Origin of the sequence: Phycicoccus jejuensis (assembly GCF_044797865.1) — a bacterium.
Taxonomy (GTDB): domain Bacteria; phylum Actinomycetota; class Actinomycetes; order Actinomycetales; family Dermatophilaceae; genus Phycicoccus; species Phycicoccus jejuensis.
The window spans coordinates 2,579,278-2,595,115 of record NZ_CP085209.1; the positions used below are offsets into that span (position 1 = coordinate 2,579,278).

Consider the following 15,838-nt stretch of genomic DNA (forward strand, 5'->3'; position numbering starts at 1 on the left):
TGTCTCGGACGCGGTCGCGTCAGGGGGTGCTCGTGGGTACGGGGCGAGCGTACTGAGGCGTGGTGACGCTCAGCAACGCGTCGACCTCCACCTCGTCGCGGATGTCGACGGAGGCCTCGGCGCCGGCCCGGCGCGCGGTGGCCGTGACGCCGCCGGGGATCTGCATGGCCCCGGCGAGGGTGTTGGGGTCGCCGATGGCCCGGATGACGTAGGGCGGGGTCACCTCGGACCCGGACACCGAGATGCCGCCGCCGTCGGTGTCGGCGAACCACGTCGAGGCCACGACGCGCACGTCCCCGACCTGGATCGCCTCGGCGCCGGCGGCCCGCAGCTCCTGGACGGCGTCGAGGAGGAGGTTCTGGCGGACCAGGCGCTGCGGGTCCTCGATGCGCAGGAGGATGCCCGGGCCCTTCGCGGGTGCCGTACCCGCGAGGATGCCGAGCGCGTCGAGGCGCTCCTGGGCGGCGCGCTGGGCCTCCTGCTCGCCGGTCGTGCGGCTCTTGAGCAGCTCGAGCGAGGACTGCAGGTCGCGGACCTCGCCGGAGAGCTGGTCGCCGTCCTGGTCGACGTCGGAGAGGATGCGCACGAGCTCGTCCTCGCGGAGGGTCTCCAGCCCCTGGATGGAGGTCTGGCGCACCTGGGCGATGATCGCGAAGCCGAGCGCCAGCGCGAGGAGCATCGCGAGGAGGTTGGAGCGGCTCGGGCGCGGCGAGCCGGCGCGACGCAGCCGGGCCCACGCGTGGCGCGCGTCCCGGGGTCCCGTCGGCGTGGAGTCGTGGGGCTCGCTCATGCGTCGAACAGGTGGCGCCGGATGGACGCGACGTTGGAGAAGATCCGGACGCCGAGCACGACGACGACGCCGGTGGAGAGCTGGCTGCCGACCCCCAGCTTGTCGCCGAGGAAGACGATGAACGCGGCGACGACGACGTTCGAGAGGAACGAGACGACGAAGACCTTGTCGCTGAAGATGCCGTCGAGGATGGCGCGCACCGCCCCGAACACCGCGTCGAGGGCCGCGATGACCGCGATCGGCAGGTAGGGCTGGAGCCACACCGGCACGGTCGGCTGGAGGAGCAGGCCGACGAGGACGCCGACGGCGAGGCCGAGGGCAGGGATCACGACGGGCCCTCCTCCTGGTCGCTGCGCTCCCCGCCGCTCGGGGACGCCCCAGTATCCACCGGCGTCGCCTCGCGCAGCGTGAGGCCCCGGCCGGCGGGCACGGTGAGGTCGTCCTGGGAGACGTCGGTGTCGGCGCGGATGCCGAAGGTCGAGTGCAGCGTCGAGAGGTAGCTGCCGCCCACGCCGTCGGCGAACGCGGCGGGCATCGAGCGCGGGTCGCCGAGCGCGGTGATCCGGTACGGGCGGGCCAGCGGCCGGAAGTCGACGACGAGCGCCGACCCCGCGAAGCGGATGGCCGAGACCGACGTCATCCGGTTGCCGTTGATGCTCACCGCCTCCGCCCCCGCCTGCCAGAGGGCGTTGACGACGTACTGGAGGTCCTTGGAGAGCACGCGCTGCTCCTCGGTGCCGTCGGTGCCGTCGCCGGTGTCGCCGGCCGGGGCGTCGTCGAGGGTCACGACCATCCCCGGGCCGGTCATCGCGACGGCTCCGACGGCCTGCGCCAGGGTCCGGCCGCGGGCACCGCCCGCGGCCGAGGGACCGAGCTGGGCGGCCTCGAGCGTGGAGACCTCGGCCTGGAGGCCCTGCTGCTGGGCCGACAGCTGCTCGACCTGCGTCCGGCGCTGCTCGATCTGGCGCACGAGGTCGGCGCGGGCGGCGGAGCGCGGCGTGTCCGGGGCGGTGAGGTTGGAGGCGGCCACCCCGACGACGAGCCCGAGCGCGAGCGTCGCGGCGAGCAGCCGGGGCGCGCGCAGCGACGTCGAGCCCGGCAGGCCGGCCGCCTCCCGGCGGGCCGCGGCGGCGGCGTACCCCGGGTCGAGCGGGCGCTCCATCATCGTCCGGATGAGCGTCATCGACGCGTCCGGTCGGCGCTCGCCCGCGGCGCTCACGCCGGGACCGCCCGCTCGTGGGCGAGGAGGTGGCGCAGCTGCGCGGCGTAGATGAACGCCGAGAGCCAGTACAGGACGATCCCCCACCACGCGAAGCCCCAGCCCACCGGCTCGGCGACGCGGGCGAGGGTGCCGTCACCGTCGGCCAGCAGGAGCAGCGGGAAGGCGTAGAGGAGGTTGAAGGTGGCGGCCTTGCCGGCGAAGTGCACCGGCAGCCCGACCCAGCCGTGACGCTTGGCCACGAGCACGACGACCGCCATGAACGCCTCGCGGGCGAAGAGGACGACGACGACCCACCACGGGAGGATGTCGCGGTAGGCGAGGCCGAGCAGCGTCGAGGCGATGTAGAGCCGGTCGGCGACGGGGTCGAGCAGCTGGCCGAGGCGCGACTCCAGGCCCCAGGCCCGGGCGATCTTGCCGTCGAGGTAGTCGGTGACGCCCGACGCCATGAGGAGCACGAGCGCGAGGACGTCGTGCTCGGTGACGATCGCCCAGAGGAAGACGGGCACCCCGACCAGGCGCAGCGAGCTGAGGACGTTGGGGAGGGTGAGGACCCGGGAGCTGGCCGGTGCCGGGGACCCCTCGTGCGTCATGCGCGCCACTGTATGGGGTGGTGGCCGGTCGGCGCGCCGTCGCCCCGCCGGTCGGGCGCGGGTCCGCGACCTAGGGTGGCGGGATGACGACCACGAGCATCCTGGGGGCCTCCGAGGCGGAGCTGCGGCGCGACCGCACGAGCGTCAAGTGGCTCGCCTACCCGCCCGACGTGCTGCCCCTGTGGGTGGCCGAGATGGACTGCGACCCGTGCCCCGCGGTCGCCGACGCCGTCGCGTCCGCCGTCTCGCGCGGCGACACCGGCTACGGCTGGGCCCCCCGCTACGCCAGCGACGTCGCGCGCTACGCCGGCGAGACCTGGGGCTGGGACGTCGACCCGTCGTCGATGCTCGTCGTCACCGACGTGATGATCGGCGCGAGCGAGGTCCTGCGGATGCTCACCGACGAGCGCGGCGCGGTCGTCGTCTCGCCGCCGGTCTACGACTCGTTCTTCGGCTTCGTCGACGCCATCGGCCGGCGCCGCGTCGACGCCCCGCTCGGCGCCGACGGGCGGCTGGACCCGGAGGCGCTGCGGTCGGCGTTCCGCGAGGCGACCGCCGGCGGCGGCCGGGTCGGCTACCTCCTGTGCAACCCGCAGAACCCGACCGGGACGGTCCACTCCCCCGACGAGCTCGCGACCCTCGCCGCGCTCGCCCGCGAGTTCGGTGTGCGCGTCGTCGCCGACGAGATCCACGCGCCGCTCGTCCACGACGACGGGCCCGCGTTCACCCCCTACCTGACCGTCCCCGGCGCCGAGAACGCCTTCGCGGTCTTCTCGCCCTCGAAGGGCTGGAACCTCGCCGGCCTCAAGTCCGCGGTCGTCGTCGCCGGCCCGCAGGCGCAGGACGACCTCGCCCGGCTGCCCGAGGTCCACACCCACGGCAGCTCGCACCTCGGCGAGATCGCGCACGTGGCCGCGATGCGCGACGGCCTGGACTGGCACGCCCGGCTGCGGGCCGAGCTGACGGCCAACCGCGACCTCGTCGGCCGGCTGCTCGCCGAGCACCTGCCCGGCGTGCGCTGGACGGTGCCGCAGGCCACCTACCTGGGCTGGCTCGACTGCCGGGCGCTCGACCTCGGCGACGACCCGGCCGCCGCCTTCCGCGAGCGGGGCCGGGTCGCCCTCGGCTCCGGGCCGCGCTACGGGGCGCAGGCCGGCCGCGGCTTCGTCCGGCTCAACTTCGCCACCTCGCCCGCCATCCTCGAGGAGGCCGTCCGGCGGATGGCCACCGTGGTCGGCTGATCCGCGCCGAGCTTCCGGGTCATCACCGTGATGGCTCGGAAGTTCCGCGCGGACGCGGATGCATCCCCGTCCGCGGCGACTTTCCGCGCCGTCACCGTGACGACGCGGAACTTCACGGACGCGCCGGCTCGGGCTGACAGGATGCCGGGAACGAGAGAGCCGCTGCGGTCGACTCCGTCGATCCGCAGCGGCTCTCGTTCTGTCGGGCTGACAGGATTTGAACCTGCGACCCCTTGACCCCCAGTCAAGTGCGCTACCAAGCTGCGCCACAGCCCGTGGCTCGCCCCCTCGCGGGAGCGTCGAAACCTTATCCCACGCGCGCCCGCGCGACCCAATCGGCCTGCCCCGCGGACGCGCGCACGGGGTCAGCGCCGGTCGCGCCGCTTCTCGCGCACCCGGACCGAGATCTCGATCGGGGTGCCCTCGAAGCCGAACTCCTCGCGCAGGCGGCGCTCGACGAAGCGGCGGTAGCCGGCCTCGATGAAGCCCGACGCGAAGAGGACGAAGCGGGGCGGGCGGGTGCCGGCCTGGGTCGCGAAGAGGATGCGCGGCTGCTTGCCGCCGCGCACCGGGTGCGGGTGGGCCGCGACGATCTCGCCGAGGAAGGCGTTGAGGCGCCCGGTCGAGATGCGGGTCTCCCACGAGTCGAGCGCGCGGTCGATCGCCGGGACGAGCTTCTCGAGGTGGCGGCCGGTGCGGGCCGAGACGTTGACCCGCGGCGCCCACGGCACCTGGACGAGGTCGCGCTCGATCTCGCGCTCGAGGAAGTGGCGGCGCTCCTCGTCGGTGAGGTCCCACTTGTTGTAGGCGATGACGAGGGCACGGCCGGCATCGATGACCTGCTGGATGACGCGGACGTCCTGCTCGGCGATCGTCGCGCTCGAGTCCACGAGGACGACGGCCACCTCGGCCTTCTCCAGGGCGGTCTGCGTGCGCAGCGAGGCGTAGAAGTCCGCGCCCCGGGTCTGGTGCACGCGGCGGCGGATGCCGGCGGTGTCGACGAAGCGCCAGGTGCGCCCGCCGAGCTCGACGACCTCGTCGACCGGGTCGCGCGTCGTGCCGGCGACGTCGTCGACGACGACGCGGTCGGTGCCGGTCAGCTTGTTGAGCATCGAGGACTTGCCGACGTTCGGGCGACCCAGCAGGGCGACGCGACGGGGCCCGCCCCGGGCGTAGGCGCCGACGGCCGAGACCTCGGGCAGCACCTCGAGCAGGGCGTCGAGGACGTCACCGCTCCCCCGGCCGTGGAGGGCCGAGACCGGCCACGGCTGGCCGAGGCCGAGGTTCCACAGCGCCGCGGCGTCTGCCTCGGTGCGCTGGTCGTCGACCTTGTTGGCGACGAGGACGACCGGCTTGCCGGCGCGGCGGAGCATCCGGACGACGGCCTCGTCGTCGTCGGTGGCGCCGACGGTCGCGTCGACGACGAACATCACGGCGTCCGCGAGCTCGACGGCGATCTCGGCCTGCTCGGCGACGCGCAGGTGGATGCCGGTGGCGTCGACCTCCCAGCCGCCGGTGTCGACGACGGTGAAGCTGTGCCCGGTCCACTCGGCGTCGTAGGCGACGCGGTCGCGGGTGACGCCGGGGACGTCCTCGACGACGGCCTCGCGACGGCCGAGGATGCGGTTGACGAGGGTCGACTTGCCGACGTTCGGGCGGCCGACGATCGCGACGACCGGCGCGGGGCCGCCGCGCTCCTCGTCGCCGTCGGGGTCGCCCTCGGAGTCGAGGAGGGCGCGGTCGTCGTCGTCGAGGTCGAAGTCCTCGAGTCCGGCCCGCAGGGCGCGCTCGACGGCCTCGGGGTCCTGCGTCTGCGTCGGGTCGTCGGTGCTCACGGGTCCATCCTCCCGCACGGGGGCCCGCTCCCCCGAATCGCGCCGGGCGGGGAGGTCAGGCCGGCGGCTCGTCGGCCGCGGCGACGACGTCGAGGACGGCCTCGATGCTCTCGTCGAGGTCGAGGTCCGAGGTGTCGACGAGGACGACGCCCTCCGCGGCCTCGGTGAAGGTCGAGACGGTCGAGTCGTCGCGGTCGCGGCGGACCACCTGGTCGCGGGTCGCCTCGACGGCGGCGGCGTCGGCGGTGCCGTGCAGCTCCTTGCTGCGCCGGCGCAGCCGGGCCTCCTCGGAGGCCGTGAGGAGCACCCGTACGCGGGCGTCAGGGGCGACGACGGTCGTGATGTCGCGCCCCTCGGCGACGACTCCCCCGGTGCGCTCGGCCGCGCTCGCCATGAGGTCGCGCTGGAGCTGCTGGAGGACCGGGCGCACCTCGCGGTTGGTGGCCACCGCGGAGACGGCCGTGCTCACCTCGGAGGTGCGGATCGCCTCGGTGACGTCCGTGCCGTCGACGAGCACCCGCGGCGAGGTCGGGTCGGTGCCCAGCTCGAGCGGCAGCTCCCGCGCCGCCGCGGCGACGGCCTCGGTGTCGGCGAGGTCGATGCCCCGCTCGACGCACCACCAGGTGAGGGCCCGGTAGGTGGCGCCGGTGTCGACGAACCCGATGCCGAGGCGCCGCGCCACGGCCCGCGCGACGCTGCTCTTGCCGGAGCCGGAGGGACCGTCGATGGCGATGGTGAGCGGCGTGGTCATGGGTGGAGAGCCTACTGACGCCGGTCAGCCGTGCAGGCGCCAGCCCCGGTCCGCGAGGGCCTCGGCGAGCCCGGCGGCCGCGCTCGGCACGACGTCGACCTCCGCGAGCCCGAACGGCTGGCCGAGCCCGTGGTCGAGGTGGAACTCCTCGATGTTCGTACCGATCTCGCCGACGTCGGCGAAGAGGCGGCCGAGCTGGCCCGGCTCGTCGGGGATGAGCACGCGCACGGTCGTGTACGCCGTCGGCGCGGCGCCGTGCTTGCCGGGGATGCGGGCGTGGCCGGCGTTCCCGGCGGCGATGGTGCGCGCCAACGTGCCGCGCGCCCCGACCGGGTCCCCCCCGGCCTCGAGCGCCGCGAGCGAGTCGACGACGGCGGTGAGGTCGTCGGCGAGGTCGGCGAGCACGGCCCGCACCGCGCCGGCGTTGCCCGCGAGGATCTGCGTCCACAGGTGCGGGTCGCTCGCGGCGATGCGTGTGACGTCGCGCAGGCCCTGGCCGGCCAGGGCGACGGCCGGCTCGTCCAGGTCCTCGAGCCGGGCGGCGACGAGGCTCGCGGCCAGCTGCGGCACGTGCGACACGGCGGCCACGGCGCGGTCGTGCGCGTCCGGCGGCAGGCGGCGCACCGCGGCGCCGGCCGCCGTCGCGACGGCGGTCACGAGGTCGAGGACCTCGGGCAGCGTCTCGTCGGTCGGCGTGACGACCCACGCGCGGCCGTCGAAGAGGTCGTGCCGCCCCGACACCGCGCCGGACCGCTCGCGTCCCGCCATCGGGTGCGAGCCGCAGTACCGGCCGAGGTCGGCGCCCGCCGCCCGCAACGAGGCGAGCACCGCGCCCTTGACCGACGCGACGTCGGTGACCGCCGCGGCGGGCCAGCGGCGCAGGGCGTCGAGGACGCACCCCGCCGTGACGTCCGGCGGTGCCGCGACGACGACGAGGTCCGGCGAGAGCTCCTCGCCGTCCGACGGCAGCCGCCCGGCCCCGAGGTCGCGGGCCAGCGCGGCGTGCGTCGGCACGGCGTCCTCGAGGGTCACGTCGTCGCCGTGCCGGGTCAGGGCGAGCCCGATCGAGGCGCCGATGAGCCCGGTGCCGACGACGTGGACGCGCATCAGAGCCCTGCGGCCTTGTAGAGCGCGGCGACCTCCGCGCTCGAGAGGGCGCGGAACTTGCCCGGCTTGGTCTCGCCGAGGCGCACCGGCCCGACCTGCGTCCGAACGAGCGACAGCACCGGGTGGCCGACCTCGGCGAGCATCCGGCGCACGATGTGCTTGCGCCCCTCGTGGAGGACGACCTCGACGATCGCCTTGCCCGGCTGCGAGTCGACGACCCGGAAGGAGTCGACGCGCACCGGCCCGTCCTCGAGCTCGACGCCCTCGCGCAGCCGCTTACCGAGGTCGCGCGGCACCGGACCGGGGATCTGCGCGAGGTAGGTCTTGAGGACGCCGTAGCGAGGGTGCTGGAGGCGGTGGGCGAGGTCACCGTCGTTGGTGAGCAGCAGCAGTCCCTCGGTGTCGGCGTCGAGCCGGCCGACGTGGAAGAGCCGCTCCTTGCGGTCGCCGAAGTAGTCGCCGATGTCGACCCGGCCGAGCTCGTCGCTCATCGAGGTGACGACGTTGAGCGGCTTGTTGAAGGCGAGGTAGACGCGCGACTCGTCGAGCTGCACGCGCTCGCCGTCGACGTGCACCGTCTGCGTGGCCTTGATGCGCACGCCGAGCTCGCGCACGACCTGCCCGTCGACCTCGACGCGGCCCTGCGCGATGAGGTCCTCGCAGACGCGCCGCGAGCCGACGCCGGCGGCGGCGAGCAGCTTCTGCAGGCGCACGCCGTCGGGGTCGTGGACGTCGACGACGGGCCGCTGCGGCTCGCGCTTGGTCTGGGTCGGCTGGCTGGCCCGGGTCGTCCCGGTGCCCCGGGCCCGGCCGGAGCCGCCGCCCTGCTGGGGACGACCGCCCTGCTGCGGGCGACCACCCTGCGGGCGGCCTCCTCGTCCGGCGTTCCCACGGTTCTTCGGCGGCGTCATGCGCGGCCTCCTTCGGCGATCTCGTCGAGCACGTCGACCTCGGGCAGGTAGGGGGCGAGCGCCGGCAGGTCGTCGATCGACTGCAGGCCGAGGCGCTCGAGGAAGTAGCTGGTGGTGCCGTACAGCGTCGCGGTGGACTCCTCGTCCTGGCCGAGCTCCTCGATGAGGCCGCGGGTCAGGAGGGTGCGGATGACGCCGTCGACGTTGACGCCACGCACCGCCGCGACGCGGGAGCGGGACACCGGCTGGCGGTAGGCGATGACGGCGAGGGTCTCGAGGGAGGCCTGCGTGAGGCGGGCCTGCTGGCCGTCGAGGACGAACTTCTCGACGACCGGGGCGTACTCGTGGCGGCTGTACATCCGCCAGCCGCCGCCGACCTGGCGCAGCGTGAAGCCGCGCAGCTGCTCGGCGTAGCCGGCCTCGAGCTCGGCGAGGGCCTCCTCGACGTCGCCGACCGGCTGCTCGACGGCGGAGGCGAGGGCCATCGTCGTCACCGGCTCGTCGACGACCATGAGCACGGCCTCGAGGGCGCCGCGGATGCCGCCGGGGAAGTCGGCGACGTCGAACGCCAGCTGGTCCTCGGGGACGGCGTCGGCCACGGCCTCGGGCGCGACGTCCGGCGCGGGGTCACTCATCGGGGGTCTCCTCGGAGGTGTCGGGCAGGTCGTCGAACTCGTCGGTCACCTGCACCTCGCCGTCGTCGGGTCCGGTCCAGCGGACGGTCAGCTCCCCGAGGGCCTCCGCCTGCTCGAAGCCGATCGCGGCCTCCCGGAACAGCTCGAGGAGGGCGAGGAAGCGGGCGATGACGACCAGGGTGCTGTCGGCGTCCTGGACGAGGCTGCGGAAGGACGCGACCCGGTCGCGGCGCAGCCGCTCGCCGATGACGGCCGCCTGCTCGCGCACGCTGACCTGCGGCGCGTGCAGGTGGGCCAGGCCCACCGTCGGGACCGGCTTCGGGGTCAGCGCCCGCGCGGCGATGATGGCCAGCCGGTCCGGCGAGACCGTCATGACGAGCTCGGGCAGCAGGGCCGCGAGGTGCGGCTCCAGCGCGACGGCGCGGGGGTGGCGCCGGCCGGCGGTGGCCATCCGGTCGGCGAAGGTGCGGGCGATGTCCTTGAAGGCGCGGTACTGCAGCAGCCGCGCGAAGAGGATGTCGCGGGCCTCGATGAGGGCGAGGTCCTCCTCGTCCTCCGGCCCGGACTGCGGCAGCAGGCGGGCGGCCTTGAGGTCGAGCAGGGTCGAGGCGATGACGAGGAACTCGGTGGCCTGCGAGAGGTCCCACGCGTCGCCCTGCTCGCGCGCCGCACGGATGAACGCGATGAACTCGTCGGTGACGGTGGCGAGGGCGATCTCGGTGACGTCGAGCTTGTGCTTGCTGATCAGCCCGAGGAGCAGGTCGAACGGGCCGGTGAAGTTCTCGAGGTGGACCTCGAAGGGCGTGGCCGCGGCCCGACGGGTGATGACCCCGCCGGGGACGACCGCCTCGTGCTCCGCGGCCCCGGGGGGCGAGGACATCGGGTCAGGCCGCCCCGCCCCGCGCGATGAGCTCGCGGGCCAGCTGACGGTAGGAGTCGGCGCCCTTGTGGGCCGACTCGTACGTCGTGATGGGCTCGGCCGCGAGCGAGGCGTCGGGGAACTTGACGGTGCGCGAGATGACCGTGTGGAAGACCTGGTCGCCGAAGTGCTCGACGACGCTGGCCACGACCTCGCGCGAGTGCAGCGTGCGCCCGTCGTACATCGTCGCGAGGATGCCGTCGATCTGCAGGCGGGGGTTGAGCCGGTCGATGATCTTCTCGATCGTCTCGACGAGGAGGGCGACGCCGCGCATCGCGAAGAACTCGCACTCGAGCGGGATGACGACCCCGTGCGCCGCGGTGAGGGCGTTGACGGTGAGCAGGCCGAGCGAGGGCTGGCAGTCGATGAGGACGACGTCGTAGTCGTCGAGGACCGGGCGCAGCACGCGGGCGAGGATCTGCTCGCGGGCCACCTCGCCGACGAGCTGGACCTCGGCGGCGGAGAGGTCGATGTTGGCGGGGACGACGTCGAGGTTCGCGACCTTGGTGTGCTTGATGACGTCGCGGACGTCGAGGCCGCGCTCGACGAGCAGGTTGTAGATCGTCGTGTCGAGGTCGTGCGTGGGGATGCCGAGGCCGACCGAGAGCGCACCCTGGGGGTCGAAGTCGACGAGCAGCACCTTGCGCCCGAGCTCGGCGAGGGCCGCACCGAGGTTGATGGTCGTCGTCGTCTTGCCGACGCCGCCCTTCTGGTTGCACATCGCGATGATGCGCGCCGGACCGTGGGAGGCCAGGGGCTCGGGCTGGGGGAACTCCGGCATCGGGCGCCCGGTGGGCCCGACCTGCCCGTCGATGCGGATCTGGAACGCCGCCTCGGTCTCGGCCACCTGTGTACTCCCCGGTCCCTCTCGTGCGTCGGTCAGCCTCTCGCTGATCGGTGTCGACCCTATCAGCGTGCGGCGTCCCCGCCCGGGACCCCTCGGGCGCGCGGGTGGCTCTGGGCGTAGACCTCGCGCAGCTGCTGGACGGTGACCCGCGTGTAGATCTGGGTCGTCGTCACCGACGCGTGCCCGAGCAGCTCCTGGACGACCCGGACGTCGGCGCCGCCCTCGAGCAGGTGGGTCGCGAAGGAGTGCCGCAGGGTGTGCGGCGAGAGGTGACCGCGCAGGCCGGCGCGGTCGGCCGTCGCGCGCAGCACGGCCCAGGCGCTCTGCCGCGAGAGCCGGGCGCCGCGGACGCCGAGGAACACCGCCGGCGTCCCCCTCCCCTGCCCCACGAGCACGGGGCGGCCCCGGACGAGCCAGGCCGAGAGGGCCTCGGCGGCGTACGAGCCGAGCGGGACGATGCGCTCCTTGCCGCCCTTGCCGCGCAGCCGCACCACGCGCTCCTGCGTGTCGAGGTCGTCGACGTCGAGCCCGACCGCCTCCGAGATGCGCGCCCCCGTGCCGTAGAGCACCTCGAGCAGGGCGCGGTCGCGCAGCGCCGCCGGGGTGTCGCCGAGAGAGGCGGCCTCGAGCAGGCGCTCGACGTCGGCGAGCGGGATGGCCTTGGGCAGCCGGTCGGGCGTGCGCGGCGGGGCGACGTCGCGCGAGGGGTCGGCGTCGAGCTCGCCCTCGAGCGCGAGGAAGCGGTGCAGGCCGCGGACGGCGACGAGCGTGCGCGCGGCCGACGACGCGGCGAGCGGCCGGTGGTCGTCGTCGCCCGCGCGCAGGCCGGCGAGGAAGTCGGCGACGTGGGCCTGCGTGACGTCCTCCGGACGCTGCACGCCGCGAGCGGTCAGGTGGGCGCTCCAGCGGGCGAGGTCGCGCCGGTAGGCGGCGAGGGTGTTGCCCGACACGCCGCGCTCGACGTCGAGGTGGGTCAGCCACGCGTCGACGGCCCGCCCCACGGGGGTGGGGCGGGCCGTCGGCGGCGGGGTGTCGTGCGTCAGGAGAGCGCCTCGTCGAGGGAGATGCTGTCCATCCCGAAGGCCTCGGCGACCGCGCCGTAGGTGATGTGGCCGGCGTGCGTGTTGAGGCCGAGGGCCAGCGACCGGTCCGCGCGCGAGGCCTCGAGCCAGCCGTGGTCGGCGAGCTTCGTGGCGTACGACAGCGTCGCGTTGGTCAGCGCCCACGTCGAGGTGTGGGGCACCGCGCCGGGCATGTTCGCGACGCAGTAGTAGATCGAGTCGTGGACCTCGAAGGTCGGCTCGGCGTGGGTCGTCGGGCGGGAGTTCTCGAAGCAGCCGCCCTGGTCGATGGCGACGTCGACGAGCACCGAGCCCGGCTTCATCTGCGCGACCATCTCGTCGGTGACGAGCTTGGGGGCCTTGGCACCGGGGATGAGGACGGTGCCGATGACCAGGTCGGCCTGGAGCACCTGCTCGCGGACCGACATCGCCGAGGACGCGATCTGCGCGACGCGGTTGTCGTAGCGCCAGAAGCTCATCCGCAGCTTGTCGAGGTCGGTGTCGAGGAGCGTGACGTCGGCGCCCATGCCGAGCGCGATGTTCGCCGCGTTCTGGCCGGCGACGCCCGCGCCGAGGACGACGACCTTGGCGTTCGCGACACCGCCGATGCCGCCCATGAGGACGCCGCGGCCGCCCTGCGCCTTCATCATCGAGTGCGCGCCGACCTGCGGCGCGAGGCAGCCGGCGACCTCGGACATCGGGTAGAGCAGCGGCAGCAGGCCCGAGGGCAGCTGGACCGTCTCGTAGGCGATGGAGGTGACCTTCTTGTCGACGAGCTCCTTGGTGAGCGGCTCGTCGGCGGCGAGGTGGAGGTAGGTGAAGAGCGTGAGGCCCTCGCGCAGGCGGTGGTACTCCTCGGCGACGGGCTCCTTGACCTTCATGACCATCTCCGACGCGCCCCAGAGGTCGTCGGCGGAGTCGATGATCGTCGCGCCCTGCGAGACGTACTCGTCGTCGGTGATCGAGGAGCCGAGCCCCGCGCCCTGCTGGACGAGGACCTCGTGCCCGCGGCGGACGAGCTCGTGGACGCCGACGGGGGTGATCCCGACGCGGAACTCGTTGTTCTTGACCTCGGTGGGGATGCCGACCTTCACGGATACCAGCCCTGTCTCGTGTCGATGACCGCGGGCGACGCTGCCCGTGGTGGTGCCTCCTGCTGGAGTGCGGTGGAAGTCTAGTGCCGAGCCGGACCGGCCCCGACACCGCAGGAGACCACCGTGAAGCTCTACAGCGACCTCCCCGCCCGCCGCACCGTCCAGGTGCTCGCCGACCTCGGGGTGGTCGCGTGGGTGTACCTCTGCGTGCGGGTCGCCCAGCGGGTGCACGACGCGACGCTCGGGCTCGCCGAGCCGGGACGCCGGCTGGAGGCCGCGGGCACCGGGTTCACCGGCCGGATGAACCAGGCGGGCGACTCCGTCGACGGCCTGCCGCTGCTCGACGACCGGATCGCCACCCCCTTCCGGTCGGCGGCCGGGGTCGGCGACGACTTCGCCTCCGCCGGGCGCGACCTCGTCGGGGCGGTCGAGCGCTTCGCGACGGTGCTCGGGCTCGTCACGGCGCTGACCCCGATCGTCCTCGTCGTCGGCCTGTGGCTCGTGCTGCGCTGGCGCTTCGTCCGGCGGGCCACGGCGGCGCAGCGGTTCGTCGACGGCGCACCGGACCTCGACCTCTTCGCGCTGCGGGCGATGGCGAACCAGCCGATGACCCGGCTCGCGCGCATCTCCCCCGACCCCGCCGGCGCGTGGCGGCGCGGCGACCCCGAGGTCGTGCGGGCGCTGGCCGTCCTCGAGCTGAAGGAGGTCGGCCTGCGCCCGCCGCCGGTCAGTGCTGCGGGATGACGACGCCCGGGCGCAGGTCGGCCGCGGGGCACTCCCAGCTGGCGGCGTCGGCGTCGACCTGGTCGCCGGAGCGGATGTCCTTGACCTGGTCGCCGCCGTCGTCACCGGCCCCGGGGAACCAGACGAACGGGATGCCGCGACGGTCGGCGTAGCGGATCTGCTTGCCGAACTTCGCGGCGCTGGGCGCGACCTCGACGGGCACGCCGCGCGCCCGGAGGGCCGCCGCGACCGCCACCGAGCGGGCCCGCGTGTCCTCGTCGACGACCGCGACGAGCACCGCGGCCGGGGTCGAGCGGCTCGCCGTCAGCCCGCGCTTGGTCACGAGGAGGTGGACGAGCCGTGAGAGGCCGATGGAGATGCCGACGCCGGGGTAGGTCGTCCGGCCGTCGGAGGCGAGCGAGTCGTAGCGGCCGCCGGAGCAGACCGAGCCCCACTCCTCGTTGCCGACGACCTGGGTCTCGTAGACCGTGCCGGTGTAGTAGTCGAGACCGCGGGCGATCGACAGGTCGGCGACGAGCGTGCCGGGGGCCTGCTCCGTCCCGGCGCGGATGACCGCGGCCAGGGCGTCGAGGCCCTCGTCGAGGACGGGGTGCTCGACCCCGAGGGCGCGCACCTCGTCGACGAACGACAGGTCCTCGCTGCGGATGCCGGCCAGCGCGAGGCACTGCCGCGCCTGCTCGTCGGTGGCACCGGCCTCGACGAGCTGGGCCGCGACCTTCTCGGGGCCGATCTTCGCGAGCTTGTCGACGACGCGGAGCGTGCCGGCGACGTCGGTCAGCCCGATCCCGAGGTAGAAGCCCTCGGGGACCTTGCGGTTGTTGACCTGGATGCGGAACTCCCCCACCGGGAGCCGCCGGAAGGCCTCCGCGATGACGAGCGGCATCTCGGCCTCGAAGTGCGGCGCGAGGGTGCCGACGTCGACGACGTCGATGTCGGCCTGCGTGAACTCGCGGAAGCGGCCCTCCTGCGGGCGCTCGCCGCGCCAGACCTTCTGCACCTGGTAGCGACGGAACGGGAAGGAGAGCTTCCCGGCGTTCTCGAGGACGTAGCGCGCGAAGGGCACGGTGAGGTCGAAGTGCAGCCCGAGCTCGGACTCGCGCCCGGTGTCCTCGCCGGCGAGGCGGCGGATGCCGTAGATCTCCTTGTCGGCGTCGCCGCCCTTGCCGAGCAGGCGCTCGACCGGCTCGACGGCCCGGGTCTCGAGCGGCGCGAAGCCGTGGAGCTCGAAGACCTCGCGGACGGTGTCGAGGAAGTGCAGCTCGAGGAGCCGCTCGGCGGGCAGGAGCTCGGGGAAGCCCGAGATGGGCGTCACCTTCTGGGCGGGAGGAGTCACGCGCCCAATCCTCGCAGGTACGGGTTGGTGCCCCGCTCCCGGCGCATCGTCGTGGCCGGGCCGTGGCCGGTGAGGACGAGCGTGGAGTCGGGCAGCGGCAGGACGACGTCGCGCAGCGAGCGCTGCATCGCCGCGCCGTCGCCGCCGGGCAGGTCGGTGCGGCCGATCGAGCCGGCGAAGAGGACGTCGCCGGAGACGACGGTGCGGTCCAGCCCCTCGTCGGTGGGCAGGCCGTCGGGGACGGTGTCGAGGGCGAACATCACCGAGCCCTCGGTGTGGCCGGGCGCGTGGAGGACCTCCAGCGGCAGCCCGGCGACCTCGAGCCGCTGCCGGTCGGTGACCTCGACGACGCGCTCGGGCTCGCGCCAGGCCGCCCGCTGCCCGAACTGCGACTCCATCATCGCGAGCGTCCCGGGGTCGATGGTCGAGAGCGGGTCGGCGAGGCGGTAGCGGTCGTCGACGTGGACGTACGCGGCGGTGTCGCCGCCGCACACCGGGGTCACCGAGTAGACGTGGTCGAGGTGGCCGTGCGTGAGCAGGACGGCGGCCGGGCGCAGGCGGTGCTCGGCGAGCACCTCGCGCAGCGTCTCCTCGACACCGATGCCCGGGTCGACGACGAGGCACTCCTCCCCCCGGCCGGTCGCGAGGACGTAGCAGTTGGTGGCGAAGGCGGCGGCGGGGAACGCGACGGCGAGCACGCGGCGAGCCTAACGGCGCCGTGCCTAGACTGGGCGCCGCTGTTCGATCGACGACGACGA

General features: G+C 74.2%; 17 protein-coding genes and 1 tRNA gene. 2 read left to right on the forward strand and 16 right to left on the reverse strand.

Features of this window, described 5'->3' with window-relative positions:
* Positions 1-19: 19 nt before the first annotated feature.
* The 4 genes from LG324_RS12250 to LG324_RS12265 are packed head-to-tail and all read right to left on the reverse strand — an operon-like array spanning position 20 to position 2,602.
* Positions 20-790 carry a DUF881 domain-containing protein gene (locus tag LG324_RS12250; RefSeq protein ID WP_036830361.1) on the reverse strand — a complete coding sequence of 257 codons (771 nt, stop codon included), beginning with the start codon at positions 788-790 and terminating at the stop codon, positions 20-22.
* Positions 787-1,119, reverse strand: coding sequence for a small basic family protein (locus LG324_RS12255; RefSeq protein WP_030529150.1), 333 nt, complete (start codon positions 1,117-1,119; stop codon positions 787-789). Before LG324_RS12255 ends, LG324_RS12250 begins: the two co-directional genes overlap by 4 nt.
* Positions 1,116-2,009, reverse strand: coding sequence for a DUF881 domain-containing protein (locus tag LG324_RS12260; RefSeq protein ID WP_404348228.1), 894 nt, complete (start codon positions 2,007-2,009; stop codon positions 1,116-1,118). The genes LG324_RS12255 and LG324_RS12260 overlap by 4 nt, the downstream gene beginning before the upstream one ends.
* Complete coding sequence (locus tag LG324_RS12265) at positions 2,006-2,602, reverse strand: CDP-alcohol phosphatidyltransferase family protein (protein ID WP_207021737.1); 597 nt, start codon at positions 2,600-2,602, stop codon at positions 2,006-2,008. The genes LG324_RS12260 and LG324_RS12265 overlap by 4 nt, the downstream gene beginning before the upstream one ends.
* Positions 2,603-2,685: 83 nt before the next feature.
* On the opposite strand from LG324_RS12265, the gene LG324_RS12270 reads away from it, so the two are divergent.
* The gene (locus LG324_RS12270) at positions 2,686-3,843 is read left to right on the forward strand and encodes a MalY/PatB family protein (RefSeq protein ID WP_404348231.1); all 1,158 of its coding nucleotides are present in this window, start codon (positions 2,686-2,688) and stop codon (positions 3,841-3,843) included.
* A 202-nt stretch (positions 3,844-4,045) separates the two neighbouring features.
* Here LG324_RS12270 and LG324_RS12275 read toward each other — a convergent pair.
* The 10 genes from LG324_RS12275 to ald all read right to left on the reverse strand — a co-directional run bounded on the left by LG324_RS12275 (position 4,046) and on the right by ald (position 13,003).
* Positions 4,046-4,119: transfer RNA gene (locus LG324_RS12275), tRNA-Pro, on the reverse strand.
* 89 nt (positions 4,120-4,208) lie between these two features.
* Complete coding sequence (gene der / locus LG324_RS12280) at positions 4,209-5,678, reverse strand: ribosome biogenesis GTPase Der (RefSeq protein WP_404348233.1); 1,470 nt, start codon at positions 5,676-5,678, stop codon at positions 4,209-4,211.
* A 55-nt stretch (positions 5,679-5,733) separates the two neighbouring features.
* Entirely contained in the window at positions 5,734-6,429 is a 696-nt protein-coding gene (cmk, locus tag LG324_RS12285; protein WP_404348236.1) for a (d)CMP kinase, read from the reverse strand.
* 24 nt (positions 6,430-6,453) lie between these two features.
* Positions 6,454-7,536 carry a prephenate dehydrogenase gene (locus LG324_RS12290; RefSeq protein WP_404348238.1) on the reverse strand — a complete coding sequence of 361 codons (1,083 nt, stop codon included), beginning with the start codon at positions 7,534-7,536 and terminating at the stop codon, positions 6,454-6,456.
* A complete protein-coding gene (locus LG324_RS12295) occupies positions 7,536-8,447 on the reverse strand; it encodes a pseudouridine synthase (RefSeq protein ID WP_404348241.1) in 912 nt (303 codons plus the stop codon). The genes LG324_RS12290 and LG324_RS12295 overlap by 1 nt, the downstream gene beginning before the upstream one ends.
* The gene (gene scpB, locus LG324_RS12300; RefSeq protein WP_404348243.1) at positions 8,444-9,082 is read right to left on the reverse strand and encodes an SMC-Scp complex subunit ScpB; all 639 of its coding nucleotides are present in this window, start codon (positions 9,080-9,082) and stop codon (positions 8,444-8,446) included. The genes LG324_RS12295 and scpB overlap by 4 nt, the downstream gene beginning before the upstream one ends.
* On the reverse strand, positions 9,075-9,962 hold the full coding sequence (locus LG324_RS12305; protein WP_404348245.1) for a segregation and condensation protein A: 888 nt from the start codon (positions 9,960-9,962) through the stop codon (positions 9,075-9,077). Before LG324_RS12305 ends, scpB begins: the two co-directional genes overlap by 8 nt.
* A 4-nt stretch (positions 9,963-9,966) precedes the next feature.
* Positions 9,967-10,782 (reverse strand): ParA family protein, encoded by an 816-nt coding sequence (locus LG324_RS12310; RefSeq protein ID WP_030529140.1) that lies wholly within the window; start codon positions 10,780-10,782, stop codon positions 9,967-9,969.
* A gap of 128 nt (positions 10,783-10,910) precedes the next feature.
* On the reverse strand, positions 10,911-11,849 hold the full coding sequence (gene xerD / locus LG324_RS12315; RefSeq protein WP_404348247.1) for a site-specific tyrosine recombinase XerD: 939 nt from the start codon (positions 11,847-11,849) through the stop codon (positions 10,911-10,913).
* A 38-nt stretch (positions 11,850-11,887) separates the two neighbouring features.
* A complete protein-coding gene (gene ald / locus LG324_RS12320; RefSeq protein ID WP_404348249.1) occupies positions 11,888-13,003 on the reverse strand; it encodes an alanine dehydrogenase in 1,116 nt (371 codons plus the stop codon).
* Positions 13,004-13,126: 123 nt separating this feature from the next.
* On the opposite strand from ald, the gene LG324_RS12325 reads away from it, so the two are divergent.
* Positions 13,127-13,747, forward strand: coding sequence for a hypothetical protein (locus tag LG324_RS12325; RefSeq protein ID WP_404348252.1), 621 nt, complete (start codon positions 13,127-13,129; stop codon positions 13,745-13,747).
* On the opposite strand, the gene hisS is transcribed toward LG324_RS12325, so the two are convergent.
* Positions 13,731-15,080, reverse strand: coding sequence for a histidine--tRNA ligase (gene hisS, locus LG324_RS12330; protein WP_404348255.1), 1,350 nt, complete (start codon positions 15,078-15,080; stop codon positions 13,731-13,733). The two genes, LG324_RS12325 and hisS, sit on opposite strands and share 17 nt — an antisense overlap.
* Positions 15,077-15,778 (reverse strand): MBL fold metallo-hydrolase, encoded by a 702-nt coding sequence (locus tag LG324_RS12335; RefSeq protein ID WP_404348257.1) that lies wholly within the window; start codon positions 15,776-15,778, stop codon positions 15,077-15,079. The genes hisS and LG324_RS12335 overlap by 4 nt, the downstream gene beginning before the upstream one ends.
* Positions 15,779-15,838: the final 60 nt, after the last annotated feature.

What these genes read in the sequence shown, in the direction of transcription:
- LG324_RS12265 (WP_207021737.1), bottom strand. Translation starts at nt 2,602, where the DNA reads ATGACGCACGAGGGGTCCCCGGCACCGGCCAGCTCCCGGGTCCTCACC.
- LG324_RS12290 (WP_404348238.1), bottom strand. Translation starts at nt 7,536, where the DNA reads ATGCGCGTCCACGTCGTCGGCACCGGGCTCATCGGCGCCTCGATCGGG.
- LG324_RS12295 (WP_404348241.1), bottom strand. Translation starts at nt 8,447, where the DNA reads ATGACGCCGCCGAAGAACCGTGGGAACGCCGGACGAGGAGGCCGCCCG.
- cmk (WP_404348236.1), bottom strand. Translation starts at nt 6,429, where the DNA reads ATGACCACGCCGCTCACCATCGCCATCGACGGTCCCTCCGGCTCCGGC.
- LG324_RS12310 (WP_030529140.1), bottom strand. Translation starts at nt 10,782, where the DNA reads ATGCCGGAGTTCCCCCAGCCCGAGCCCCTGGCCTCCCACGGTCCGGCG.
- LG324_RS12250 (WP_036830361.1), bottom strand. Translation starts at nt 790, where the DNA reads ATGAGCGAGCCCCACGACTCCACGCCGACGGGACCCCGGGACGCGCGC.
- LG324_RS12270 (WP_404348231.1), top strand. Translation starts at nt 2,686, where the DNA reads ATGACGACCACGAGCATCCTGGGGGCCTCCGAGGCGGAGCTGCGGCGC.
- LG324_RS12305 (WP_404348245.1), bottom strand. Translation starts at nt 9,962, where the DNA reads ATGTCCTCGCCCCCCGGGGCCGCGGAGCACGAGGCGGTCGTCCCCGGC.
- scpB (WP_404348243.1), bottom strand. Translation starts at nt 9,082, where the DNA reads ATGAGTGACCCCGCGCCGGACGTCGCGCCCGAGGCCGTGGCCGACGCC.